Below are 23,986 nucleotides of genomic sequence, written 5' to 3'. Positions count from 1 at the left end.
ATCGCATTACCGTGGCGGCATGAAGGATGAGGAATCCGGCAACCCTCTCGGCAGCTACCTCCGTGCCCGGCGTGAGCTGATCTCCCCGGCTCAGGCGGGAATCCCGCCCGGCGGCAACCGCCGCGTGCCCGGTCTGCGCCGTGAGGAAGTCGCCCTGCTCGCCGGAATCAGCCCCGACTACTACCTGCGCCTGGAACGGGGACGTGACAGCAACCCCTCACCTCAGGTCCTCGAATCTCTCGCACGCGTCCTGCAACTCGACGACATCGAGCGGACGTATCTGCTCGGCCTCGCGTCGGCCCGCCCCAGGGCGCCTCGCCGCAAGCGACCCGAGCACGTACCGACGCGGGTGCACGAACTGCTCGCCCACCTTCAGATCCCGGCGTTCGTCGAAGGGCGCGCGTTCGACGTCCTGGCCTCCAATTCCATGGCCGTGGCGCTCAATCCCCGCCTGCGGCCAGGCCAGAACCGGCTGCGTTCCCTCCTCCTCGATCCCGAGGAACAAGCCTTCCACCAGGACTGGGCGAAAGCGACCGCCGATTTCGTCGCCGCCCTTCGCACCACCGTCGGCGACGACACCGACAACCCGCGGTTCGTCGAGCTCGTCGGAGAACTCGCACTGTCCAGTCAGCGGTTCCGCGCCCTGTGGGCCCGCCACGACGTCCGCGGTCTCGACGGAGGCACAACCGCGGTCCACCACCCGGTCGTCGGTGAACTACGCCTCCACCGCGACAAACTCGCCATCGGCGATGTCCTCCTCGTCGTCTACTACCCCGACAAGGGCAGCGACAGCGACGAGAAACTGCGGCTCCTCGCCGCACTCTCACACACCGAGTCCGCCGACGCGGCACACGACAGGCCAGGGGGCGACCCGCGCGTAGACCTTGACGACCAGGGTCCCCTGGGTACCGTCGAGGGGCCGGCAGCGGGCGAGGAGGAGACGGTGGACCGCGGGGGTGGCGCTCACGCCTGACCGCCCAGATGCGCGGCGCGCACGGCGGCGGCCCTGGCGGGCTGGACGGCCGGGCGTCGCCCGCCCTGCTCGGCGGGCTCCAGCTCGGCTCGCGGACGAAGTCCGCCACCATTCCCAACTGGTCGAGGACGACCGGTACTTCAGCGCATCCTGACCGCCGGCGGTTCGGCCCGGCAGAGGGGCTCGACCGGGCAGAACGCCACAGCGTCGCTGGCATCTGCCGCGTGTCACGTGCGCCGAGGGTCTACTTCGACTCGACACGTCCGACCGGTGCCGTGCTGCCGGCAAGCGCTGCGGTGGCCCGCGCCCAGGCCGGATCCTCGGGGTAGAGCTCACTGCGCAGGTAAGCCCAGATGAGCGCTCGTACGGCAGCGACGCGGTCGGGGTTCTCGTCTGTGGTCTCGGCTGCGTCGAAGGTCGAAATACCGCCCAGCCCATGCTCCGCGTCGAAAATCTCCAGCCGGGTCTTTGGTGCGGGAGCCGCGGTGTAGGGATCGCTTCGCCAGTCCTGCCGGTCGGAGAAGTAGGGGTGCCAGTCCTTCTCTCCGATTACGACGAGAACCTTCGGCGTCATGCCGTCGAAATTTGTGCTGGTGAGCGCCACGTAGGGCTGGGCCGCCGGGCCGTTCAGGTCCTCGCCGCAGCCAGGCGCGGCAATCATGACACGGGCGCCGAAGCGTCCGTCGACGATGCCCACCGTCGATCCGTCACTGGTGTCGGTGATGGTCTGGCCCGAGATCAGGCCGACCGTGTGACCGCCGGCCGAGTGACCGACGGCGGCGACCCGGCCGGCGTCCAGGCGCCCCGCCAGTCCCGGAACGGTGCGCTCGATGTCGCCGAGGTGGTCCACGATCCGGCGAAGATCTTCAGCTCGTGACTTCAGGTACAACGGTGCGTCGGGGTCATCGGCCTCTCGTAGGCCGAGGAACGTGGCGTCGAGGTGCGTGGGCTGTATCACGACGAACCCGTGCGCGGCCCAGAAGTTCACCATCGGGCCGTATCCGTAGAACGAGGAGACGAAGGTCGATGGGCCGTGCCCGTGGGAGAGAACAAGAACCGGCAGATCATTGCCGATGGCCGGAGCCGATACGCGAACCGCCAGCGGAGTCGGGCGCCCCGGAACGTCGATCAGGACGGGATGGTAGGAAGAGATGGGCGTAGGGCTCGTTGTCGGGAACCCGGCAGCATACGTCGACGGGTCTTTCGCGGAATCGGTGCGCTCCACGGAGTGCTCCTTCTTGGTTGTTCTGCAACGTTCGGGTGAATGGCCTGTTCACGGCGGCGCGATACGGGAGCGGTCGCAACGACACGTTCGAGACGGCCTCGAACCGCGTGCTCACGAAGTGGTGCGGTGCTGCGACAGGCGCCGCCGGCACTGGTCCGGTTCGGGTGCTCTCTGGCCGCCTCACTGGGAGCGGCGGCGTATGAGGCGAGGAGGCCCAGTCGTTCGGCTTGGACGCCGTCGTCGGCCGCCACTGTGCGGGCGGCCCCGGCCTTGCCGAGCGTCTCGGTGCTCGCCGGACCGAGCCCGGTGGGACCGCCGGTGATGCTGACCTTGCTTGCCGGTCAGGTCGATGTCAGCGGTGGTGAATGCAGTACAGCAGGAGCCGAGCGACTGCTGATTTCCAAGGTGCTGGTCATGGCTTCAGTCTGCGCGCGTGCGGTTGAACTGAGAATCATTGACAGGACGAATTTCCTTCGCGAGAGTTCGACAATGGCCATCGATCATTTGTCAGAGGTGCTCGACCTCATCGAGGTTCGCGGCCAGATCTCCGGCGCTTTCGCGGTGCGCGGACAGTGGGTCGCGCAGTCGGCCATCGCGAGCCCGCTGAAGCTGTCGGTGATGGTTCGCGGCCGGTGCCGGCTGTCGACCGACGGCCTCGATGCCCCGATCGAGATGGAGGCCGGCGACGTGGCGGTCCTGACCGGCCGCTCGTGGCTACGTGCCGAGGGCGGCGGCGGTGACGGTCCGCCCGTGAAGGTCGCGCCCGAGGCGGGTGACTATGCCCTGCGTGTCGGCGGCGCGGACTTCGCCGTCGACGACGTCGTCCTCGGCGGCCACGTCGAACTCAACCCGGCCGGTGCGGCGCTGTTGACGCAGGCGCTGCCGCCCGTAACGCTCATCCGCGCATCCGACACCGCCGCGCCCGCGCTGCGCGCGTGCGTCGACCGGCTGGTCCAGGAAGTGACGGGCGAGCGGATGGGTGCTTCCTTCGCGGTACGCCAGCACGCCCAACTGCTGCTCCTGGAGGTGCTCCGGGCCTACCTCGGCCAGGCCGAGCTGCCACCGGGATGGCTTCGGGCGCTGACCGACGACCGGCTGCGTCCCGCGCTGACTCTCATGCACAGCGAACCCGGGCGGTCCTGGGGGCTGGAGGAGCTGGCCCGTGCGGCAGCGATGTCTCGGACGTCGTTCGCCGTGCGCTTCCGGTCCGTGGCTGGTGTCCCCCCGCTGACCTACCTCAGCTCATGGCGGATGCTGCTGGCCCAGCGGGCGTTGCGCGACGACGACGTCCGGATCGGGGCACTTGCCGCACAACTGGGCTACGCCTCGGAAAGCGCCTTCAGCACCGCCTTCAAACGTGAGGTGGGCGAGGCGCCCCTGCGCTACCGGTACCGGCTCCGACAAGCGTCGTGACCGTCCACGCGCCGACGGCAACTCCGGCGCGCCCCCTGCTGACAGGGACGTCAACGATGCCCGCCTTGCCGGGCCCCTCAGTACGAGGACCGTCAAAGATCTCCCGCAACCGTCAAGCGAGTCCGTCGACAACTGCGTCAAGCATGAGCTGGAACTGCACACTCCAGGTGTCGGGGCTGGTGTTTCCCATCGCCTTGCACGGCTGCTGGTTGAGTTCGTCAGCGGTGACCGCAACTCGTCTGCAGTACAGCAGGACAGATCGATGACACGCCTCGCAGCGATGCGGGGAGCCGCAGGGCAGGTTGCGTGGTTCCTGTCGGTGAGGAGGCCCACCACCAACAGCACTCTGCGTAGTCGCAGTGGAGCCGCTTTCAGGGGCTCGAGCCAAAGCCCGCCCGGGTCTCGCATCCATCGCCAGGCGACGACTCCACCGACAGATCATGAGCGTCATACGAGCATCAAGAATCCCGAAAACCGCCCGCCCCACCCATCACTCCAGCACAAAGCCGCAGGTGAGATGGGTGCACGAGCTTTGACCTGTTGGATACCCCGAAACAGGTCAAGAACTCCCGGCACCCCACAAAGCAGCAGGTCAGGCGTCCTTTTTCGAGGGTTCAAGAATCGCCACGCACTCCACGTGATGCGTCATCGAAAAGACGTCACAGACAGCGAGACGAGAGAAACCACAGGTCAGACCGAGTTTCGTAACTAGGTGGCACCCTCAGGCGCCCGGAGCGCCAAACGAGCGTCACACTCGGGCCGCACCCCCTCGTGCAGCTACAGGATCGCCGCCGCGGGGAGTTGATGTGCCGCGCACACGTCCTGCGACTGCACTTCTCCTCGGAAGAGGAGGACTCCGGGCACTGCTCCATACGTGCGCACGCGCTCCGCACGCGGACAGATCTGACCACGCAATGCCCGAAACGCAATATATTGACACGAATGTTCCTTGCAAACTCGCTGGAGGAGGTCCCGTGGATGTTGGGCTGATCAACGGCCTTCCCAGCCATCCGCTCTTCGTTCATGGCGCAGTCGTGTTGGTCCCGCTGACGGCGTTGGTGCTCGTCGTCTGTGTGCTGTGGCCTTCGGCGGCGCGCCGACTCGGCTGGGTGCTTCCGGTCCTGGGGCTGATCACTCTTGCTTTGGTGGTGCTGGCCACCGAATCCGGTGAGTGGCTGGAGGAGCGCGTGCAGGAGAGTGCGCTGTTGGAAGAGCACGCCGAGATGGGTTCCGGTCTCACTCCGTGGGCGATCGCCCTGTTCGTGCTGACGGTCGCCGTCTGGCTACTCGGCCGGGCCGGCCCTCGTCGGGAGCATGGGCGCAGTGGTGCGGCCGCCAGCCCCGCCGAGGGCGGGGTGTCCGCCGTGGCTCGGCTGGCCTCTTCCGTGGCGGTGCGCATTGCGGTGCTGGTGATCGCCCTGGTCGTGGCCGTCGGTGCGCTCATTGACGTGTACCGGATCGGTGATTCGGGTGCGAAGGCGGTCTGGCATGGCCGCTTCTCAACAAGCGAGTCCGACGGCAGGGGGTGACGCGGCAACAGCCGCGCCAGTGGCGGCCCAGGCACCCCATGGGACGGGTCGACCGGCCGGACGTGCTTGCCTTGTGTCCGGCCGGTCTCGCGGCTCAGCCCGCGGGGTCAGTGCAGTTGGTTGAGCGCCTGCTGGAAGGCGGCTGCGTGCTTGGCCTGGTCGGCGGCGGTGTCGCGGAAGTAGCGGGCGGCGGCGGTGTCGCCGACGGCGGTGGCCCGCTTGGCGAACTCCGGGTACAGGTTGTTCGCTTCGTTGCGCTCCCCGGTGATGGCCTTGCGCAGGTTGTCCTTCGTCGGGCGGACCAGGCCGGCCAGGACTGCTTCGCCGGCGAAGTGTTCGTGTAGTTCCACCCCGGCTGTGCCCTCGAACAGGCGGGCCAGCGTGGGGTTGCCGGTCTGTCGCGCGCGAGCGGCGAAGAGCATGTACTTGGCGTGGGCGAGCGCCTCGCCGTGCATGGCGGTGTCCAGGTTGGCCTTCGTGCGGGCAGCCTTTACTTTCGGCAGGCCGGCGGGCACCGACACCGTGTCCGCCTTCGGCGGCGCCGGGACAGTGCCGCGGCCGGTGGTCACGACCGTCAGTGCTGTGCGGTAGGCGTCGCGGTGGCGGCCCTCGTCCGCGGCGATCTCCGTGAACAGCTTGGCGGCGTCGAGGTCTCCGTCCTTGCGGGCCTGGTCGGCGAAGCGGCGATACATGACCTGGTGCTCGTAGGTCTCGCCGTTGATGGACTGGCGCAGGTTGGCCGCGTTCGTGCCGACCACGCCGGCCAGCGTGGCCGCCTCCTTGAGGTGCTCGTTCAGCTCGGTCTGCGCCGTGGCGCGGAAGATCTTGCCGATAGCCGGGTGGGCCTCGCGGTCTGATTGAGCGCCGAAGAGGCTGTAGGAGGCGTAGGCGAACGCCTCTCCTTTCATAGCGGTGGTGAGGTCGGAGAGCGTCTGCTGGCGCAGTGCCTGGGTGGCGGGCACCGCCGTGTGCGGCTCGGCCGGTACGGCAAGGGCCGCGGCTGTGGCGGCCTGCGATGCCGCGGTCAGCGTGCACAGGCCGACCAGGAGCGTGCGTATCGAGTGGCGGAACATGATGTCCTCCTCGGGGCCTCTCGGGGGGAAGCGCCCCTGCCATACGACCCGTACGCGTGCACTCCCGCCCCTGCACGTCACCCTTTCGAGTGATTACGCAGCGTGCCGCCGAGTGCCCGGCACGCACCCGCACCGTCCAGGAACGGATGGCCCCACCGACCGCGATCCCCGGCTGCACGGCCGGACGGATGCAGAACCAGCAACTGCCGCTCATCCCGTGCGGTGGTCGCGCCAGTCGGGATCACCTCGATGGCGGCCCCATGGGTGGCCTTGGCCTCCTCTACTTGCCTCCACGTCGCCGCCGCACCGGGCCGGCGGCTTGGTCCGTCCGGTCCGAGACTGCGAGCCGCAGCCCCCTGGTGTCTTCGTCCGCTTGGCGTGCGGTGGGCGGCGCCCGTCGCGCACGCTTCTGTGTCCGGGGTCAGTGCGCGAGGGAGAAGTAGTTCTCCTCTTCCTGGGTGAAGTGCAGGCGCAGCACGCTGTACAGGCCGTAGAGGCAGGCGCGGAGGTCGTCGATCTGTTCGGGGCGTAGGCGGCCGTGGTTGGCGTCGGCGAGTTGCAGGTGGGTGGTGATGCGGCGGGCGAGGCGTTGGATCTCGGTGTGGGCGCGGCTCATGGTGGCGGTGGCTTCGGGGCCGCCGAGGGCGGGGGCGAGGGCGGGGTAGAGCTGGTGTTCCTCGGCGTACTCGTGGGGGAGGAGGCGGTCGGTGAGGAGTCGGTCGACATGGCGCACGGCGTCCAGGACCTGCGGGCCGGTCGTTTCCGACAGCTGGTCGGCGGATTCGCGGACGGCTTCGATGACGTCGCGCAGGTCGTCGTGTTCGGCGGCGAAGCGTTGGATGAGCTGCTCGGTGGCCGGTTCGATCGCCACCTGGGCGGTGCGGTCGACGCGCAGGGCGCGGAGGGCGTTGAGGATGACGGCCACGTCGATGCCCTCTTGGAGCAGGGCGCCGGCGGCGGGCGGCAGCAGGCCGTAGGCGGCGGCGGCCATGGCCGCGAGGGACATCAGCATGCCGCCGAGGGAGCTTTGGACGGCGATGCGTCGGGCCCGGACGGCAATGGTGGTGGCATCCGCGAGGCGGTCGACCCGGTCAGTGGTGAGGACGATGTCGGAGACTTCGGAGGAGGCGCTGGAGCCGCGGGCGCCCATAGCGACGCCGACGTCGGCGGCGGCCAGGGCCGGGGCGTCGTTGACACCGTCGCCGACCATGACAGTGACCGCACGCTCGCGTTCGGCTTCCACGGCGGCGACCTTGTCGGCGGGGCTCTGCTGGGCGCGAACGTCGTCCAGTCCAAGGACGGCGGCGATCTCGCGGGCCGGCTCGGCGCGGTCTCCGGTGAGCATGAGCAGGCGCTGGATGCCGGCCTCACGCAGGCGCCGCAGGGTACGCGGAGCGTCATGACGCAGCGGGTCGCGCAGCAGGATCGCTCCGCTGAGCGTGCTGTCAGTGGTGAGCCAGGCAACGGCGGCGCCGTCCAGGGTCGCGCGGTTGTCTGCGGCCCGGGCCCAGGCAGGCAGGGACGTGCCGGCGTGCTTGCCGACGCTCACCACCCTGCTGCCGACACGGCCGGTGGCGCCGCGCCCGGGTTCCTCCGAGACGTCGCGAACCGGGGCGAACGCCAGGCCACGAGCATGGGCTTCGTCGGTGATCGCCCGGGCGAGGACGTGGGGAGAGTACTGGTCGACGGAGGTGGCCAGGGCGAGGACCTCGGCGGGGGTGTGGCCAGGCGCAGCGGCAACGTCGATCACGCGGGGACGGCCGGTGGTGAGAGTGCCGGTCTTGTCGAGGATCAAGGTGCGGGCGCGGCCGAGGGTCTCCAGAGCGGCGCCGTCACGGATCACCACGCCCTGACGGGCGGCGCGGGACAGCCCGGAGACGATCGCGACGGGCGCGGCGAGCAAGAGCGGGCACGGGGTGGCGACCACCAAGACAGCCACCGCCCGCACGGCCGAGCCGCTGACCAGCCAGGCCAGCCCCGCCACGGCCAGCGACAGCGGCAGGAACCACGCGGCGTACCGGTCCGCCAGCCGGATCACCGGGGCACTCTCGGCACCGGCCTGCTGCGCGAGGCGGACAATCTCGGCGTAGGTGCTGTCCCGCTCGGTCGCACAGGCCCGCAGCTCGAAGGCGGTGCCGGCGTTGACGCCGCCACTGCGCACCGTCTCGCCTGCGGTTCGTTCGACTTGGAGGGACTCCCCGGTGAGGACGGACTCGTCCAGGACAGCGGTGCCGTCCTCGATGCGCCCGTCGACGGGGACGACCTCGCCGGGACCGACCACCAGCAGGTCACCCACCCGGACCTCGCTCAACGGCACCGTCCGCACTTCGCCCCCGGTTCGGCGGCGAGCCGACCGCGGGGCGTGCTCCAGGAGATGGCGCAGGTCGTGCGAGGCGCGGCGTTCGGCCGCGGCGTCCAGCCAGCGGCCGGTGGCGAGCATGAGCGCGATCAACGCCCCGGCCAGATACTCGCCCGTGGCCAGGGTGCCGGCCAGAGCGAGGACAGCGATCAGGTCGACCCCGGCCCGGCCGCGCCGCAGCGCGCCGATCACCCAGGCCAGGGCCGGGAGGATCGCTGCGGCGGTCCCAGCCGCCCAGCACGCGGCCGCGACCGGCCCGGATCCGCCAAGCCACGCGATACCGCCCGCCATCAGGGCGCCGGCGGTGACCGCGAGCAGTACCGGCTCCAGCCACCCGCGGGCGCGAGCACTTGCCGTCCGTGCATCCGTTCGTTCGTCATCCCGTCGGTTCACCGTGCACTCCGTTCGCCCCGGCTCTCTGTCCAGCACACCGCACCAGCCGGTGCTCCCGCCAGAGCCGTTCGGTCCGCTCAACAGGGCCCTGTGGAGTGCGGGACCAGTGAAGGCGGCCCTCGGATTCGGCGAATACACATCTGGCATCGAACGTTCGGGTCGACGCTCGCGGCCAGATCCCTCAGAGAACAAGTCGAGCGGACAACGGTCAGTGTGGTCGGCGCCCGTCGTCCTACCGCCTGAAGGTACGTATCTACTCCGACGGTGCCTCCGAGCCCAAGGATCGCGCCCCCGGGACGGTCTCGCATGTTCGACCGGGCGCGATCCCCGGTACCGGGGCGGGGTGTACGCGACGGGCAGGTCATCGACCAACGTGTCAACCAACGCAACGGCTACCGTCCGCGTGAGTGGGACACCCGGGCCGGGACTGTCGAACTCGCCATCCCCAAGCTCCGGACCGGGAGTTATTTCCCGACCTGGTTGCTGAAGCGTCGCCGCAGGGCCGAGCAGGGTCTGATCTCGGTGGTCGCCACCGCCTATCTGCTCGGTGTCAGTACCGGGCGGGTGGAGAAGTCGCAGAGTCCCTCGGAGTGACCCAGCTGCCGAAGTCCCAGGTCAGCGCGATGACCAAGCACTTCAATGAACAGGTCGCCGCCTTCCGCAACCGGCCACTGGACGCGGGCCGCTATGCGTTCGGCTGGGTCGATGCCTGGCCCAGAAGGTCCGCGAGGGTGGCCGAATCATCAACGTCCACGTGCTGATCGCGGTCGGCGTCAACGCCGACGGGCACCGCCTCGGCATCGACGTCGCCACCGCCGAGGACGGCGCCGGCTGGCTCGCCTTCCTGCGCCCCTCATCACCCGCGGCCTGACCGGCGTCCAGCTCGTCATGTCCCATGCGCACACCGGGCTGGTGAATGCGATCGGCGCCGTCCTGCCAGGCGCGGCCGAATGAACCGTTCCGGGTGCCACTCCGCGCGCGGCGGGGACGGGCCGCCGACAACACCTGAGCCGAAGCCCCCTGGGGCACCGTGGTGATCTTGCGGCAAACAGGCGAAGCGTCACCAGACCGGAACGAGCGACCACCCCTGATGCTGCCGCAAGGCGATATGCCAGACGGCCGCGTCCACGACGCCGGCCCACGAAGGAAGAGCCTGCGCTGTCAGCCCGCGGCCCTTGCGGGCGTTGGCGCGAGTACGCGGGCGCCTGCTTCGTGCAGCGCCGCCGCTTTATCGACCGACGTCCGGTCGAGGGTCAGATCGATGCCCGCGCCATAAAGGACGACCTCTACGTCCAGCGGCCGGTCTGCTGCGGCCAGCAGGTTCATGGTGGCCCGTGCGACGCGGTCGGGCTGGGGGCGGCGACAGACGACGCGGACGGTGTCCGTTCGGATGGTGGGCACGCCCCGCAGCCTCCCACACCTGGATCCGGCGACCACACCGGCCCCAAGATACCTGGGGGGGTATTTGACGCCTCGACGCTCACACGGTTACCGTGCATGACATATACCCCCCCAGGTATAGGAGCGCTTCGAGGACGCGCTGCCTGTGCGCATTTTCGACGGGGGCCGGCGGCGGGCCGCGACGTCCGCCTGTGGTTTCGGAGGTTTCTGTGTTCTTCGCCCAGTACTACCTGGACTGCCTGTCCCAGGCGTCGTACATGATCGCCGACGAGACCAGCGGTCACGCCGTGGTCGTGGATCCTCGGCGTGATGTCAGCGAGTACCTGGCAGATGCCGAGGCTCGCGGGTTCACCGTCGTCGGTGTGATCAACACGCACTTCCATGCGGACTTCGTGGCCGGGCACCTGGAGATGGCGGCCCGCACCGGGGCCTGGATCGGCTACGGCCGCCGCGCCGAGACCGAGTACCCGGTGCGTCATCTCGTGGAAGGGGACCGGATCGACTTGGGTGACGTGACCCTGGAGATCTTGGAAACCCCCGGGCACACTCCCGAGTCGATCAGTGTCCTCGTCCGCGAGCACGCCGGGGACGCAGTGCCCTACGGCGTGCTGACGGGCGACGCCCTGTTCATCGGCGATGTCGGACGTCCGGATCTGCTCGCTTCCTCCGGTGTGACAGCGGAGGAGCTCGGCGCGATGCTGTACGACAGCGTGCAGGGCAAGCTGATGGGCCTGCCGAACGACGTGCGGGTCTTCCCTGCCCACGGCGCGGGCTCCGCCTGCGGCAAGAACCTGTCGTCCGAGAAGCAGTCGACCATCGGACAGCAACGCGCCACCAATTACGCCTGCGCGCCGATGAGCCGCGAGGACTTCGTGGCCATCGTCACCGCCGGGCAGGCCGCCGCGCCCGGCTACTTCGCCTATGACGCCGACCTCAACCGGCGCGACCGCGCTCTGCACGACCCGGCCACCGCCCCGCGTCCTCTCACGGTCGAGGAGTTCCTCGCCCGCCGTGCCGAGGGCGCGGTGGTCGTCGACGCCCGTGACCCGCAGGAGTTCGGCGCCGGCCACGTACGCGGAGCGGTCAACGTGCCTGCCGACGGCCGCTTCGCCGAACAGGCCGGAACCGTGCTCTCCCCCGCCGACGAACTCCTCGTGCTGGCCCCACAGAACCGCGAGGAGGAAATCGTCACCCGCCTGGCCCGCATCGGCTTCGACCGGGTCGGCGGATACCTGCGCGGCCCCGACGACGCCCTCGCCGCGCTCGGGGACGAGGTCACACCCGCAAGCCGCCTCACAGCCGCGCAGCTGCGTGCCGCTCTGCGGGGCGATGAACCGCCGCTCGTGATCGATGTACGCAACTGCGGCGAGCGCAGCGTGAACGGGCAGATCGACGAGGCCCTCCACATCCCGCTGGGCGAACTCCCCACCCGCATCGAGGAGATCGACCCGGCCCGTCCGGTCGTCCTGCACTGCGCCGGCGGCCACCGCTCCTCCATCGCCGCCAGCTTGCTGCGGCACCACGGGTACGCGGACGTTTCCGACGTGCTGGGGGGCTATGGCGCCTGGGCTGCCACCTCCTGACAACCAGCGTCTCCAGTGCGCGGAACACCGACCCCTGGAGGCTGCCGGGACGGCCCTCGCAACATCTGTAGCGTGACGTCAGCACGGACAAAACCGGCTCGCGAAGCGCGATCGACCGGGCAATGGAGGACGAGACATGGACGCGGGCGCTTGGGACGATCGCTATCGCGCTGCGGAACGCGTGTGGTCGGCCGAGCCGAACCGGTGGGTGGTCCGAGAGGCAGCCGGACTGGAGCCCGGGCGGGCTCTGGACCTGGCGGCGGGCGAGGGGCGCAACGCCGTGTGGCTGGCGAGCCGCGGCTGGCGCGTGGACGCGGTCGACTTCTCACCGGTCGCCGTCCGCCGGATCACCGACGCTGCCGCCCACCACCGATGGGCGATAAGGGCGGAGGTGGCCGACGTCACCCAGCACACCCCCGAAGAGGCAGCGTACGACCTCGTCGTCATCTCCTATCTCCACCTTCCCCGACAGGACATGGCAGGCGTACTAAAGAACGCCCGCCGCGCAGTCCGGCCGGCCGGCACTCTGCTGCTGGTCGGCCATGACGTCGCCAACCTCGAGCACGGCACCGGAGGCCCGCAGGACCCGCGGGTGCTGACCAGCGTCGAGCAGGTCAGGGCGGCGTGGGAACCGTGCGCCGACATCGTCCTCGCCGAGGTGGCGCGACGCCCAGTCGGAGAAGCCGAAGCTCTGGACACAGTGGTCCGCGCCGTCCACCGTTGACGACGCGTCCTACGACTGATCAGCGGGCGCGCCCTGCTCTCCAGGTGAGATAGCTGCGGCGGCCAGGACAGGTGACCGTGGCGGTCGCGAACACGAGCGGCGCGCTGAAGGCCGCCTCCGACTGCGGACTGCCCATGCTGCTGCCTCAGGAGATCCGCGGGTTCATGCCCCTGCCGGGGACGAAGTCCGGGTCATCGAGCACTCGCAGCTCGTCCGAGGTGGGCTGCCAGGACACCCACGTGCCCAGGCAGGCCGGTGACCAGCAGGAACCGGCCGGGCAGGAGGCGTCCCCCGGCCACCGATGGTGGGGAGAGAGAGCATCGGCGGTGAGGGCGCCGGTGGGCAGGTAACCGGCGGTGATACGCGGACGCAGCGGAGATCACGGTCAGGCGCGGGCTTCCTTGACGGAGGTGAAGGCTGCGCCGAGGCGACGGGTGGCCTCCTCTGCGATGGGTCTCATGGCGTCGAGGCCGCTGAGGGTGACCATGATGGCGGGGTCGACGGCCTGCACGAGGACCTGGTCGCCGTCGGCCCGGACGACAACGTTGCAGGGAAGCAGGAGTCCGATCGAGCGGTCGGCTTCCAGAGCCCGGTGAGCAAGGGTTGGGTTGCACGCGCCGAGGATCAGGTACGGCCCCATGTCGTGATCGAGCTTGGTCTTGAGAGTGGCCTGGACGTCGATCTCCGTCAGGACGCCGAAACCCTTATCTGCCAGGGCCTGACGAACGGCCTGCACGATCTCCTCGAACGTTCCGTCCGCGCTCACGGTGCGGTCGTAGGGCACGGTGTCCCACCTCGTTCTTGCCATCGCCGACGACGCCGGCGAGCCAGGTTCCTTGTGACGGCCGCCACTCCTCGCAATATACCCCCCGGGGTAAGAGTGTTAGGGTGGATGGCATACCCCAGGGGGTAATTTTCGTGCGAAGGGAGTATCCCCGTGTTCTTCGTTGACACCATCGAGCTGGAGGGTCTGGGCAACCGCAGCTACCTCGCCGGTGGCGAGTGGGCGGCGGTGGCGGTGGACCCGCCCCGTGACATCGACCAGGTGATGGCTGCTGCAGCCCGGCGGGGGGTGCGCATATCCCATGTGGTGGAGACGCACATCCACAACGACTACGTGACCGGCGGCCTGGAGCTGGCGCGGATCACCGGAGCCACGTATCTGGTTCCGGCCGGTGCGCGCGTCGCGTTCGCCCGCACCGCAGTTGCCGACGGCGACACCGTCGACATCGACACCGGTCTGACCCTGACAGCCGTGGCGACGCCTGGGCATACACCGCACCACACCTCTTACGTGCTGAGCGAAGCCGGCCGGCCTGTCGCGGCGTTCACCGGTGGCTCTTTGCTCATCGGTACGGTCGGCCGCCCGGATCTCGTCGAGTCGCGCCTGACCGAGCAGTTGGCGCGCGCCCAGCACGCTTCTGCCCACCGGCTGGCCGACGCTCTGCCCGACGAGACCGAGGTGCTGCCGACTCACGGCTTCGGCAGCTTCTGCTCCTCCGCGCAGGCCGACGGGGACGCCACCACGATCGGCAAGGAGAAGACCGCCAACCCGGCCCTCACTGTCGACGTGGACACCTTCGTCGCCGATCTCCTCGCCGGCTTGGAGGACGTACCCGCCTACTACACGCACATGGGCCCCGCCAACGCCGGCGGACCCGCGCCCGTCGACCTGACTACGCCGGCCGTCGCCGACCCGGACGAGATCGCCGCCCGGCTCGCGGCGGGAGAGTGGGTGGTGGACCTGCGCAACCGCATCGCCTTCGCTGAAGGGCACGTGGCGGGCTCGTTCAACTTCGAGGCGGACGGCAAGCCTGCCACCTACCTGGCCTGGATGATCCCGTGGGGCAAGCCGGTCACCCTGCTCGCCGAGTCCACCGGGCAACTCGCCGTCGCCCAGCGGGAACTGGTCCGGGTCGGCATCGACCGCCCGGCCGCCGCCGCGACCGGCGGGCCCACCGACTGGCTCCGCGACAACGAGAGCGCTGCGTCGTTCCCCCGCTCCACGTTCGCGAAACTGGCAGGGCAGGACAAGGACCGGATCGTGGTGCTGGATGTGCGTCGCGACTCCGAACGCGCCGGCGGCTGGATCGAGGGATCGGTCCACATCCCCATCCACGAGATGCACCGCCGTGTCGACGAGGTGCCCGACGGCACGGTCTGGGTCCATTGCGCCGGAGGCATGCGCGCCGGCATCGCCGCCTCACTGCTGGACGCGGCTGGGCGAGATGTGGTCGCCGTGGACGACGGCTTCGACGCCGCCACCAAGGCCGGCCTGACCATCGTCATCGGCTGAACCGCCCCAAGAAACGCCCGGACGAACCGGGCTGATCCCACCCGAACACGAAAGGTGACGTCGACGATGTTCCTCTTCCGCAAGAGCGAACAGCGCCTATCCATCGACGAGGCGCGCACCCGCACCAGCGGCAACCGGCCCGAAGCCGTCCTGCTGGACGTCCGGGAAAGGCCCGAATGGAAAGCTGGTCATGCCCCCGGTGCGGTGCACGCACCGCTGACAAGGCTGGTCGCGGGCGCCGCGCTTCCTGAAGTGGCGCAAGGCCGTCCGCTGGTGGTGATCTGCCGCAGCGGGCACCGCTCGCAGCAGGCCGCGAAGCTCCTCGCCGAACGAGGCGCGGACGCGATGGACGTCAAGGGCGGCATGAACGCGTGGGCCGCCGCCGGACACCCGGTCGTCGACGAGCGCGGGAACAGCGGCTCGATAGCGTGAGTACCCTGATCCTCGCTCTGATCGCTGGAGCGGTCATCGGTTTGGCCCTCGGTGCCCTCGGTGGCGGTGGCAGCGTTCTGGCGGTTCCGGCACTGATCTACCTGCTGGGGTTCTCACCGGCGGCGGCGACCACCGCCAGCCTGATCATCGTCACCGCGACCTCGGCCACTACCCTCTACGCACACGCGAGAGACGGCAACGTGGCCTGGAAGACCGGGACACTGTTCGCGGCCGCAGGCGTCGTTCCGGCGTTTCTCGCCGGAGCCGCCGCCAGTCACCTCCCGACAGTGGCACTGACCGCGGCTTTCGCGGTCATCGCCGCGCTGGCCGCCTTGCGGATGCTGAGGCCCTCCAGCACTGAGCCGCCAAAGCGGATACGTCCCGTCAAGGCGGCGGGAGCGGGTGCCGGACTCGGGGCCGTGACCGGATTCCTCGGAGTGGGCGGCGGATTTCTTGCCGTCCCCGCCCTGGTGAGCGTTCTGGGTCTACGCATGAAGCAGGCCGTGGGCACCAGCCTGTTGGTCATCACCGTCAACTCTCTGACGGCGCTCACCGCACGGACGGGAACCGGCGGGGACCTGCGATGGGAGGTAATCGCACCGTTCACCGGGGCTGCGATCCTCGGAGCCTGGGACGGCAAACGCCTCGCGGCGAAGATCACCGGGCAGGCCCTGCAGAGGGTTTTCGCGTTCGTATTGCTGGCGGTGGCGGCCTTCATGCTCGTCGACGTGATCGCCTGAACATGCAGGCCGCCACAACGTCAGGCCAGGGACAGGAAAAGCTTCTCCAGCCGGCCGCGCATCTCGTCACGGTCCTCATCGGAACGGCTGCCGTCCTCCATCTCGGTCAGGCACTGCTGGAGCCCGGTCGCGATGATCGCGAAACCCGCCCGGTCCAGCGCACGCGACGCGGCCGCCAGCTGCGTAACGACCTCCTCGCAGTCCCTGCCCTCCTCGATCATCCGGATCACCCCGGAGATCTGCCCCTGAGCCCGGCGTAGGCGGTTCAGGACCGCCTTCAGTTCTGCGCCCGCCAGATCAAGCTCCATCGTCACTCCTCATCAATACCCCCCGGGGTAATATTACTCCCATTGATGGGGGCCCCACTGACAGAAAAGGATGACACCTGCCATGACCACGCCCACCACTCTCGGCACCGGCGAAGCCCGGACCCGACTGCATGAACTGACCGTCATCGACGTCCGCACCCCCGGCGAATACGCCGGCGGGCACCTGCCCGGGGCGCTGAACATCCCCCTCGATCAAATCCAGCGGGCGCTGCCCGACATCCGTCACGCAGCCGACCGCGGTGACGTCCTGGTCGTCTGCGCATCCGGCGCCCGGTCCGAGAACGCCTGCCGCATCCTCGCCGAGAACAACATCACCACCGCCACCCTCTCCGGCGGCACCGGAGCCTGGGCTGCCGACGGCTACGACCTCCAACGCCCCCAGGGCGGCGTCACCCGCGCCATGTGGGGCATGGAACGACAGGTCCGCTTCACCGCCGGAACCGTCGTCCTCCTCGGCCTCCTCCTCGGCCTCCTCGTCCACCCCGCCTTCCAGATCCTGTCGGCGGGCATCGCGGCCGGACTGGTGTTCTCAGCGGTCACCAACACCTGCGGCATGGCCGCCATGCTGGCCAAACTCCCCCACAACCGCCCCCGCGCCGCCGACCTCGACATCACCCTGGCCGAACTACGCAACCGCTGATACAAGTACGCACACCAAGGCGAGGTCACCCGCAGGTGGCGCGGAGGGCTCGCCCCATCGCCCTTCGCGGCCGGCTCGGTGCCCAGAGAATCGGACCCATCCATCGCTGGAGGGCACGTGAGCCACCCAGCCAGCGGATGCGGAAAAACCGGGCCTTGAATACCGCGCTTGAGCGTCACTCGAGCGTCGAGAATTCTCACTGTCGCCCAGGTGCAGTTTTCGTCCAGCAGTGAATCTGCAGGTCAGACCACTCCCGCAGCTTCGCCGTCCACCCGACCCGTTGCTTGCCCGGAAACAGGTCGAGCCGCCTGCAATATTCGCAAAATAGCAGGTCAGGAGCCCTTGGCCGCCGGTTCGAGAATCACCACGCACTCTACGTGCGAGGTCATCGGGAACAGGTCGAATGCCCGCAGCGTCCGCACCTTGTAGCCGCCCTCCCGGAAGTACGCCAGGTCGCGCGCGAGTGCCGCCGGGTCGCAGGCGACGTAGGCGATGCGGCGGGCGCCGAGGCCGGTCAGGTGCTTGACGACCTGCTTGCCCGCGCCCGCGCGCGGCGGGTCGAGGACGATCAGGTCGCACTCGGTGATGCCGGTGCGGGGCAGGACCTGGTCGACCTTGCCCTGCTCGATGCGGACCCGGTCGAGGTCCTGGAGGTTGTGGCGGGCGTCCTCGACGGCGCGCTTGCCGGACTCGATGCCGAGGACCGCGCCCTTCTCGCCGATGCGCTGGCCGAGGGCGCCGGCGAACAGGCCGACGCCGCAGTACAGGTCGAGGGCCGTGTCGCCCTTGCGCGGCAGCAGGCCCTGCATGACCGCCCTGACCAGGGTGTTGGCGGCCTGCGGGTGGACCTGCCAGAAGCCGCCGGAGCCGACCCGGTACGTGCGGTCGTCGGCGCGCTCGCGGACGAAGCCCCGGCCGTGGACCCGGTGGATGCCGCCGTCGCGCTCGTCGACGCGCAGGACCGAGACCGGCTTGTCGAGCTCGACGAGCGGCAGCCGGGCACCGGGCTTCGGGGTGAGGATGACCTGGCGGTCGTTGGAACCGGTGGCGGTGATGGCCTCCACCGAGGCCATGCCGGTCCAGTCGCGCTTCTCGATGCCGAGTTCCGAGACGCCGGGCGCCGCGATCAGGCAGCGCTCGATCGTTTCGACGTCGTGCGAGCGGTGCTTGCGCAGGCCGGCCCGGCCGTCCTCGTCGATGGCGTACTGGACGCGGGTGCGCCAGGCGGGCACCTCCCCCTTCGGGAGCTTGTCGCCCTCGGCCGGCATGACCGTGCCGTCCCAGCCCGCCTCTTCGGGGGTGAGCCCGGCGAGGCGCTGGAGCTGCTCGGCGATGACCTCGCCCTTGAGCCGGCGCTGGGCGCCGGGCTTGGCGTGCTGCCAGTCGCAGCCGCCGCACTTGCCGGGGCCGGCGTACGGGCAGGGCGCCTCGACGCGGTCCTTGGACGGTTCGATGATCGTGACGGCGTCGGCACGCAGGAAGCGGGAGTCGCTCTCGCCCTCGGTGACCCGGGCGACGACCTTCTCACCTGGGAGGGTGTGGCGTACGAAGAGCACCTGGCCCTCGGACGTGCGGGCGATGCAGTGGCCGCCGTGGGCGACGGGCCCGACCTCGACCTCGTACTCCGCCCCGATCAGCGATTCCCCGGCCTTCGGCGAGGTGGATTCGTTCTGCATGAGGGGGTGGCTCCAGAGATCAAAGGGAAACGGCCGGACAACAGCCCACCAGTCTACGTGGGTGTCGTCCGGCCGCTCGCCACCAAGCGTGTCAGCTCTTGCTGCTGGGTTCCTTGGGCCTGCGCTCCACCGGTCCCCGGCGCACCGCACCCGGAGCGTTCCACTCCGCGCGCTTCCTGGCGCGCTGCTTCGCGGCTTCGGAGGATTCCAGCTGGTACGGGACGGAGGTCACCATCACGCCCGGGGTGAACAGCAGCCGACCCTTGAGGCGCAGGGCGCTCTGGTTGTGCAGCAGGTGCTCGTACCAGTGCCCGACCACGTACTCCGGGATGTAGACACTGACGACGTCACGCGGGCTCTCCCGGCGCAGGCCCTTCACGTAGTCGATGACCGGCCGGGTCACTTCGCGGTACGGGGAGTCGAGGATCTTCAGCGGAATGTTGATGCCGCGCCGCTCCCAGTCCTCCCTGAGCGCCTTGGTCTCGGCCGGGTCGACGCTGATGGAGAGCGCCTCCAGCTGGTCGGAACGGATCAGCTTGGCGTACGCGAGCGCGCGCAGCGTGGGCCGGTGCAGCTTCGAGACCAGGACGATGGAGTGGACCCGGGAGGGCTTCATGCTGTCGTCGGACGGAGCCTCGTCGGCGGAGATCTCCTCGGCGACCCGGTCGTAGTGCCTGCGGATCGCGGTCATCGTCCCGTAGAAGATCACCATGCCGAGCAGCGCCACCCAGGCGCCGTGGGTGAACTTCGTGGCGAGTACGACGACGAGCACGAGACCGGTGAAGAACGCGCCGAAGGTGTTGATCGCGCGGGAGCGGATCATGTGGCGGCGCTTGGCCGGGTCCTTCTCGGTCCGCAGATGGCGGTTCCAGTGCCGGACCATGCCGGTCTGGCTGAGGGTGAAGGAGACGAACACGCCGACGATGTACAGCTGGATCAGCCGGGTCGAGTCGGCGCCGTAGATCCAGGTGAGCAGGATGGCCGCGCCGGCCAGCAGCACGATGCCGTTGGAGAAGGCGAGCCGGTCGCCGCGGGTGTGCAGCTGGCGCGGCAGGTACCGGTCCTGGGCGAGGATCGAGCCGAGCAGCGGGAAGCCGTTGTACGCGGTGTTGGCGGCGAGGAAGAGTACGAGTGCGGTGGCCGCGGCGAGGATGATGAAGAGGAACGAGCCGTCGCCGAAGACGGCAGCCGCGACCTGGGAGATCACCGGGTCCTGGACGAAGCTCGAACCGACGGCGGTGCCGTTATGGATCAGGTCCTGGGCCGGGTTCTCGGCCATCTTCACATCGGTGGCCATGGCCAGGCCGATGATGCCGCAGAACATGGTGACGGCCAGCAGGCCCATCATCGCGAGGGTGGTCGCGGCGTTCTTGCTCTTCGGCTTGCGGAAGGCGGGGACGCCGTTGCTGATCGCCTCGACGCCGGTCAGGGCCGCACATCCGGAGGAGAAGGCCCGCAGCAGCAGGAAGACGAGGGCGAAGCCGGCCAGGCCCTGGTGCTCGGGCTTGATCTCGAAGTCCGACGTCGGGGCGTGCATGCCCTCGCCGAGGACCAGTCCGCGGAACGCCCCCCAGAAGATCATGACGAAGACGCCGGCCACGAAGAGATAGGTGGGGATGGCGAAGAGCTTGCCGGACTCCTTGACGCCCCGCAGGTTCATCAGCGTCAGCAGCACGATGGCCCCGATGGCACAGAGCGTCTTGTGCTCGACGACGAACGGGATGGCCGAGCCGAGGTTCTCCACGCCGGAGGCGATCGACACGGCGACGGTCAGGACGTAGTCGACGAGCAGGGCGCTCGCCACGGTCAGGCCGGCCTTGGGGCCGAGGTTGGTGGTGGCGACCTCGTAGTCGCCGCCGCCGCTCGGGTAGGCGTGCACGTTCTGCCGGTACGAGGCGACGACCGTGAACATCAGGACCACGACAGCGGCCGCGATCCACGGGCTGAAGTGGTACGCCGACACGCCCGCGACGGAGAGCACGAGGAGGACTTCTCCTGGTGCGTACGCCACCGAGGACAGCGGGTCGGATGCGAAGACGGGGAGGGCGATGCGCTTGGGGAGGAGCGTTTCCCCCAGCTTGTCGCTGCGCAACGCCCGTCCGATCAGGATCCGTTTGGGCACGTCGGTCAGTTTGGACACGCAGAGGATCGTAAGCGTTGCGTATGGAGGCCGCCCACACACCACCCCCGTGGTCCTGCAATCTCCTGCGGTCAGTCGTAACAGCCACGAAATCCTTAACGGAATCCTTGCGCCGCCTCCTCATGAGGACAGCAGACTGTAGCCGTTCGTAACGGTCGGCCACCGGTTTCGCGACGGACGGAGTGGAGAGCCTGCGGCCGGCGGACCGAAGTCCTCCTTCTGCATTCCCGTCCGTTCCGCCCCGCCGCCCCTTTGCAGGTACGGCCGTGACGAAAGCAGACTCGAATGAGGCAACGCACCGGTGGCCGCATAAGCTCATCCCGGGCAACGCCGAAAAACGTTGCCCCGTTGTTTGCCCGGCAAGCCGAGGAAAGAGTGTGAGCAGGGTGTTTTCGCAGGTCAGCCGGACGACCAGGACTGCGAGGTAGGCGCAAGGTGCACATCGTCATCATGGGCTGCGGGCGAGTAGGAGCCGCTCTCGCGCAGACCCTGGAGCAGCAGGGGCACACGGTCGCCGTGATCGACCAGGACCCCACGGCGTTCCGCCGTCTCGGGTCGGGGTTCGGTGGCCGCCGCGTCACCGGTGTCGGTTTCGACCAGGACACCCTCCGTGAGGCGGGTATCGAGGAGGCCGGTGCGTTCGCCGCGGTGAGCAGCGGCGACAACTCGAACATCATCGCCGCCCGGGTTGCCCGCGAGATGTTCGGCATCGAGAACGTCGCGGCGCGTATCTACGACCCTCGGCGTGCGGAGGTCTACCAGCGTCTCGGCATCCCCACGGTCGCCACCGTGCGCTGGACGGCGGACCAGATGCTGCGGCGGCTGCTGCCGTCGGGCGCCGAGCCGCTGTGGCGGGATCCGAGCGGCGGTGTACAGCTCGCCGAGGTGCACACCACACCGTCCTGGATCGGGCACAAGATCAGCACGCTGCAGGAGGAGACGGGCGTCCGCGTGGCGTTCCTCACCCGATTGGGCGAAGCCATACTGCCGTCGTCGCAGACGGTGCTGCAGGAGGGCGACCTCGTCCACGTGATGATGCGCACGGACGAGATCGCGAAGGTCGAGGCGGCCTTCGCCGAGGGCCCTGAGGAGGGCGGTCACTGATGCGTGTCGCGATTGCCGGGGCCGGTGCGGTGGGCCGTTCCATCGCGGCCGAGCTGCTGGAGAACGGCCACGAGGTGCTGCTCGTGGACAAGGCGCCGACCGCCATTTCGGTGGAGCGGGTGCCGATGGCCGAGTGGCTGCTCGCGGATGCCTGTGAGATCACCTCGCTCGACGAGGCGGCGCTCCAGCGGTGCAACGTCGTGATCGCGGCGACCGGCGACGACAAGGTGAACCTGGTCGTCTCGCTGCTCGCCAAGACCGAGTACGGCGTGCCGCGGGTCGTCGCCCGGGTCAACAACCCGAAGAACGAGTGGCTGTTCAACGAGTCCTGGGGCGTCGATGTCGCGGTCTCCACGCCGCGTCTGATGTCTGCGCTGGTCGAGGAGGCGGTGAGCGTCGGCGATCTGGTCCGGTTGCTGCGCTTCAGCCACGGCGACGCCAACCTGGTCGAGCTGACGCTCCCCCCGGAGTCGGCGCTGGCCGGTACCCAGGTCGGCGATGTCGCCTGGCCCGAGGACACCTCGCTGGTGACCATCATCCGCGGTACGCGGGTGCTGACACCGAGTTCGGAGGAAACGCTGGAGGCCGGTGACGAGCTGCTGTTCGTGGCCGCCCAGGCGCGCGAGGAGCAGCTGGAGGATCTGCTGTCGGTGCGCCGGGAGCCCGCGGGCGACTGATCGGCGCGCGTACGGCGAAGGGGGCCGGGAACCGTCACGGACGGTTCCCGGCCCCCTTCGTTCGTTCGCTGCCGGTCAGAACTCGGTGTTGCGGGCCGCTGCGGCCTCTGCCTTACGGGCCTTCTCGGCTTCCTCCTGCGCCTCCATCTCGGCGAAGACGTCGATCGGCGGCGGAGCCTTGGCGAGGAAGACCCAGGTCAGGTACACCGCGAGCAGGAACGGCGGGATCTTCAGAGCGACCAGGATCCAGCCGAGCTGCGTGGTGTCGGCCCACCAGTAGAGCGGGAAGAGGATCGCGCACTTGGCGAGGAGGATCAGACCCCACGCCCAGCTGGCCTTGGCGTACGCCTTCTTGCGGCCGGGGTTACGGGTGCGCCAGGAGAGGTTCTCCTTGAAGACCGGTCCCAGTATCAGGCCGATCAGCGGCACCCCGGCGATCGTCGTGACGATGTACGCGAGGGCCAGACCCAGGGTGTAGAGCATCCCGGGCAGGTAGAAGTCCTTGGCGTTGCCCGTCATCATCGCGAAGACCACACCGAAGGCGACACCGAAGACCCCGCTGAAGGCGTGCTTGACGGTGTCCCTGCGGATCAGTCGTACGACGACGAGGACCACCGACACGGCGACGGCCGCGATGGCCGAGATGTGCAGGTCCTTGTTGATGGTGAAGATCGTGACGAAGAGCAGCCCGGGAAGGACTGTCTCCACCATCCCGCGGACGCCGCCGAACGCCTCGAAGAGAGCGGCTTCCGTGACCGCCTTCGCGTCGGCCTCCTGCTGGTCGGTGCGGTTGGTGCGGTCCGTGTCGGACGTCGGCTTGTCGAGAGACGTCACCGGCTACTCCTTGCCGAGCGGTCGGAGTTCGTATTTGGGGTTGAACAGCACCCGGCGCCCGTGACTCATGGCGATCCGGCCGGAGGCGATGAGCTTGCGGCCCGGTTCTATGCCCACGATGGAGCGCCGGCCCAGCCAGACCACGTCCAGTGGGGCGGTGCCGTCGAAGAGCTCCGCCTCCAGGGCGGGCACTCCGGCGCGCGGCCGCAGGGTGACGGTCCGCAAGGTACCAGTCACCTTCACGATCTGGCGGTCGTTGCAGTCGGAGATCCGTGTGCAGCCCGAAGCCTGCGAGTCCTCCTGCAGCTCCTCCGATTCCAGGTCCTGCTGGGAGCTGGACAGCCGGTCGAGCATCCGGCGGAAGCGGCCGGACGGCCTCAACGCCTTCTCGGAACGAGGAACAGCACTCATACCCGAAGGGTACCGGGCCCGGATGGCCTGGGCA

General features: G+C 69.2%; 21 protein-coding genes and 1 pseudogene. 12 read left to right on the top strand and 10 right to left on the bottom strand.

Features of this window, described 5'->3' with window-relative positions:
- Window positions 1-19: 19 nt before the first annotated feature.
- A complete protein-coding gene (locus LRD69_RS25370; protein ID WP_277328847.1) occupies window positions 20-973 on the top strand; it encodes a helix-turn-helix transcriptional regulator in 954 nt (317 codons plus the stop codon).
- Window positions 974-1,217: 244 nt separating this feature from the next.
- On the opposite strand, the gene LRD69_RS25365 is transcribed toward LRD69_RS25370, so the two are convergent.
- Window positions 1,218-2,198: an alpha/beta fold hydrolase gene (locus LRD69_RS25365; RefSeq protein ID WP_277328846.1), complete on the bottom strand. Its 981-nt coding sequence runs from the start codon at window positions 2,196-2,198 to the stop codon at window positions 1,218-1,220.
- Window positions 2,199-2,519: 321 nt separating this feature from the next.
- Between LRD69_RS25365 and LRD69_RS25360 the strand changes: the two genes are divergently transcribed.
- Window positions 2,520-3,611 (top strand): AraC family transcriptional regulator, encoded by a 1,092-nt coding sequence (locus LRD69_RS25360; protein WP_277329872.1) that lies wholly within the window; start codon window positions 2,520-2,522, stop codon window positions 3,609-3,611.
- Between the two features lie 974 nt (window positions 3,612-4,585).
- Window positions 4,586-5,140, top strand: a complete 555-nt coding sequence (locus LRD69_RS25355) for a DUF2231 domain-containing protein (protein ID WP_277328845.1) — start codon at window positions 4,586-4,588, stop codon at window positions 5,138-5,140.
- 107 nt (window positions 5,141-5,247) lie between these two features.
- On the opposite strand, the gene LRD69_RS25350 is transcribed toward LRD69_RS25355, so the two are convergent.
- A complete protein-coding gene (locus LRD69_RS25350) occupies window positions 5,248-6,213 on the bottom strand; it encodes a ferritin family protein (RefSeq protein WP_277328844.1) in 966 nt (321 codons plus the stop codon).
- A 421-nt stretch (window positions 6,214-6,634) separates the two neighbouring features.
- Window positions 6,635-8,863, bottom strand: coding sequence for a heavy metal translocating P-type ATPase (locus LRD69_RS25345; RefSeq protein WP_277329871.1), 2,229 nt, complete (start codon window positions 8,861-8,863; stop codon window positions 6,635-6,637).
- 480 nt (window positions 8,864-9,343) lie between these two features.
- Between LRD69_RS25345 and LRD69_RS25340 the strand changes: the two are divergent.
- A pseudogene (locus tag LRD69_RS25340) lies at window positions 9,344-9,910 on the top strand (transposase); the annotation flags it as partial.
- Window positions 9,911-10,126: 216 nt separating this feature from the next.
- Here LRD69_RS25340 and LRD69_RS25335 read toward each other — a convergent pair.
- Window positions 10,127-10,366, bottom strand: coding sequence for a hypothetical protein (locus tag LRD69_RS25335; protein WP_277328843.1), 240 nt, complete (start codon window positions 10,364-10,366; stop codon window positions 10,127-10,129).
- A 209-nt stretch (window positions 10,367-10,575) separates the two neighbouring features.
- Here LRD69_RS25335 and LRD69_RS25330 point away from each other — a divergent pair, with 209 nt between their 5' ends.
- Together LRD69_RS25330 and LRD69_RS25325 are read left to right on the top strand one after the other, a co-directional pair.
- Entirely contained in the window at window positions 10,576-11,949 is a 1,374-nt protein-coding gene (locus tag LRD69_RS25330; RefSeq protein ID WP_277328842.1) for a rhodanese-like domain-containing protein, read from the top strand.
- Window positions 11,950-12,085: 136 nt separating this feature from the next.
- On the top strand, window positions 12,086-12,673 hold the full coding sequence (locus tag LRD69_RS25325) for a class I SAM-dependent methyltransferase (protein ID WP_277328841.1): 588 nt from the start codon (window positions 12,086-12,088) through the stop codon (window positions 12,671-12,673).
- A 385-nt stretch (window positions 12,674-13,058) separates the two neighbouring features.
- On the opposite strand, the gene LRD69_RS25320 is transcribed toward LRD69_RS25325, so the two are convergent.
- The gene (locus LRD69_RS25320) at window positions 13,059-13,457 is read right to left on the bottom strand and encodes a DUF302 domain-containing protein (protein WP_277328840.1); all 399 of its coding nucleotides are present in this window, start codon (window positions 13,455-13,457) and stop codon (window positions 13,059-13,061) included.
- Between the two features lie 153 nt (window positions 13,458-13,610).
- On the opposite strand from LRD69_RS25320, the gene LRD69_RS25315 reads away from it, so the two are divergent.
- The 3 genes from LRD69_RS25315 to LRD69_RS25305 all read left to right on the top strand — a co-directional run bounded on the left by LRD69_RS25315 (window position 13,611) and on the right by LRD69_RS25305 (window position 16,141).
- Window positions 13,611-14,969, top strand: coding sequence for an MBL fold metallo-hydrolase (locus LRD69_RS25315; protein WP_277328839.1), 1,359 nt, complete (start codon window positions 13,611-13,613; stop codon window positions 14,967-14,969).
- 66 nt (window positions 14,970-15,035) lie between these two features.
- Entirely contained in the window at window positions 15,036-15,401 is a 366-nt protein-coding gene (locus tag LRD69_RS25310) for a rhodanese-like domain-containing protein (RefSeq protein WP_277328838.1), read from the top strand.
- A complete protein-coding gene (locus LRD69_RS25305) occupies window positions 15,398-16,141 on the top strand; it encodes a sulfite exporter TauE/SafE family protein (RefSeq protein WP_277328837.1) in 744 nt (247 codons plus the stop codon). The genes LRD69_RS25310 and LRD69_RS25305 overlap by 4 nt, the downstream gene beginning before the upstream one ends.
- Window positions 16,142-16,161: 20 nt before the next feature.
- On the opposite strand, the gene LRD69_RS25300 is transcribed toward LRD69_RS25305, so the two are convergent.
- On the bottom strand, window positions 16,162-16,449 hold the full coding sequence (locus LRD69_RS25300; protein ID WP_277328836.1) for a metal-sensitive transcriptional regulator: 288 nt from the start codon (window positions 16,447-16,449) through the stop codon (window positions 16,162-16,164).
- Between the two features lie 82 nt (window positions 16,450-16,531).
- Between LRD69_RS25300 and LRD69_RS25295 the strand changes: the two genes are divergently transcribed.
- Window positions 16,532-17,110 carry a rhodanese-like domain-containing protein gene (locus LRD69_RS25295; RefSeq protein WP_277328835.1) on the top strand — a complete coding sequence of 193 codons (579 nt, stop codon included), beginning with the start codon at window positions 16,532-16,534 and terminating at the stop codon, window positions 17,108-17,110.
- A 332-nt stretch (window positions 17,111-17,442) separates the two neighbouring features.
- Here LRD69_RS25295 and LRD69_RS25290 read toward each other — a convergent pair whose 3' ends face one another.
- A complete protein-coding gene (locus LRD69_RS25290) occupies window positions 17,443-18,786 on the bottom strand; it encodes a class I SAM-dependent RNA methyltransferase (protein ID WP_277328834.1) in 1,344 nt (447 codons plus the stop codon).
- Window positions 18,787-18,877: 91 nt separating this feature from the next.
- The gene (locus tag LRD69_RS25285; RefSeq protein ID WP_277328833.1) at window positions 18,878-20,926 is read right to left on the bottom strand and encodes an APC family permease; all 2,049 of its coding nucleotides are present in this window, start codon (window positions 20,924-20,926) and stop codon (window positions 18,878-18,880) included.
- 435 nt (window positions 20,927-21,361) lie between these two features.
- Here LRD69_RS25285 and LRD69_RS25280 point away from each other — a divergent pair, with 435 nt between their 5' ends.
- Both LRD69_RS25280 and LRD69_RS25275 read left to right on the top strand, forming a co-directional pair.
- Window positions 21,362-22,030 (top strand): TrkA family potassium uptake protein, encoded by a 669-nt coding sequence (locus LRD69_RS25280; RefSeq protein ID WP_026242838.1) that lies wholly within the window; start codon window positions 21,362-21,364, stop codon window positions 22,028-22,030.
- On the top strand, window positions 22,030-22,707 hold the full coding sequence (locus LRD69_RS25275) for a TrkA family potassium uptake protein (RefSeq protein ID WP_277328832.1): 678 nt from the start codon (window positions 22,030-22,032) through the stop codon (window positions 22,705-22,707). The genes LRD69_RS25280 and LRD69_RS25275 overlap by 1 nt, the downstream gene beginning before the upstream one ends.
- Before the next feature lie 75 nt (window positions 22,708-22,782).
- On the opposite strand, the gene LRD69_RS25270 is transcribed toward LRD69_RS25275, so the two are convergent.
- Both LRD69_RS25270 and LRD69_RS25265 read right to left on the bottom strand, forming a co-directional pair.
- Entirely contained in the window at window positions 22,783-23,541 is a 759-nt protein-coding gene (locus LRD69_RS25270; RefSeq protein WP_277328831.1) for a DUF3159 domain-containing protein, read from the bottom strand.
- 3 nt (window positions 23,542-23,544) lie between these two features.
- Window positions 23,545-23,952 (bottom strand): OB-fold nucleic acid binding domain-containing protein, encoded by a 408-nt coding sequence (locus LRD69_RS25265; RefSeq protein WP_277328830.1) that lies wholly within the window; start codon window positions 23,950-23,952, stop codon window positions 23,545-23,547.
- Window positions 23,953-23,986: the final 34 nt, after the last annotated feature.

It is taken from the genome of Streptomyces sp. JH14, from assembly GCF_029428675.1.
In the GTDB taxonomy this organism is placed as follows: Bacteria; Actinomycetota; Actinomycetes; order Streptomycetales; family Streptomycetaceae; genus Streptomyces.
This window is presented reverse-complemented; position numbering and strand designations above follow the sequence as displayed.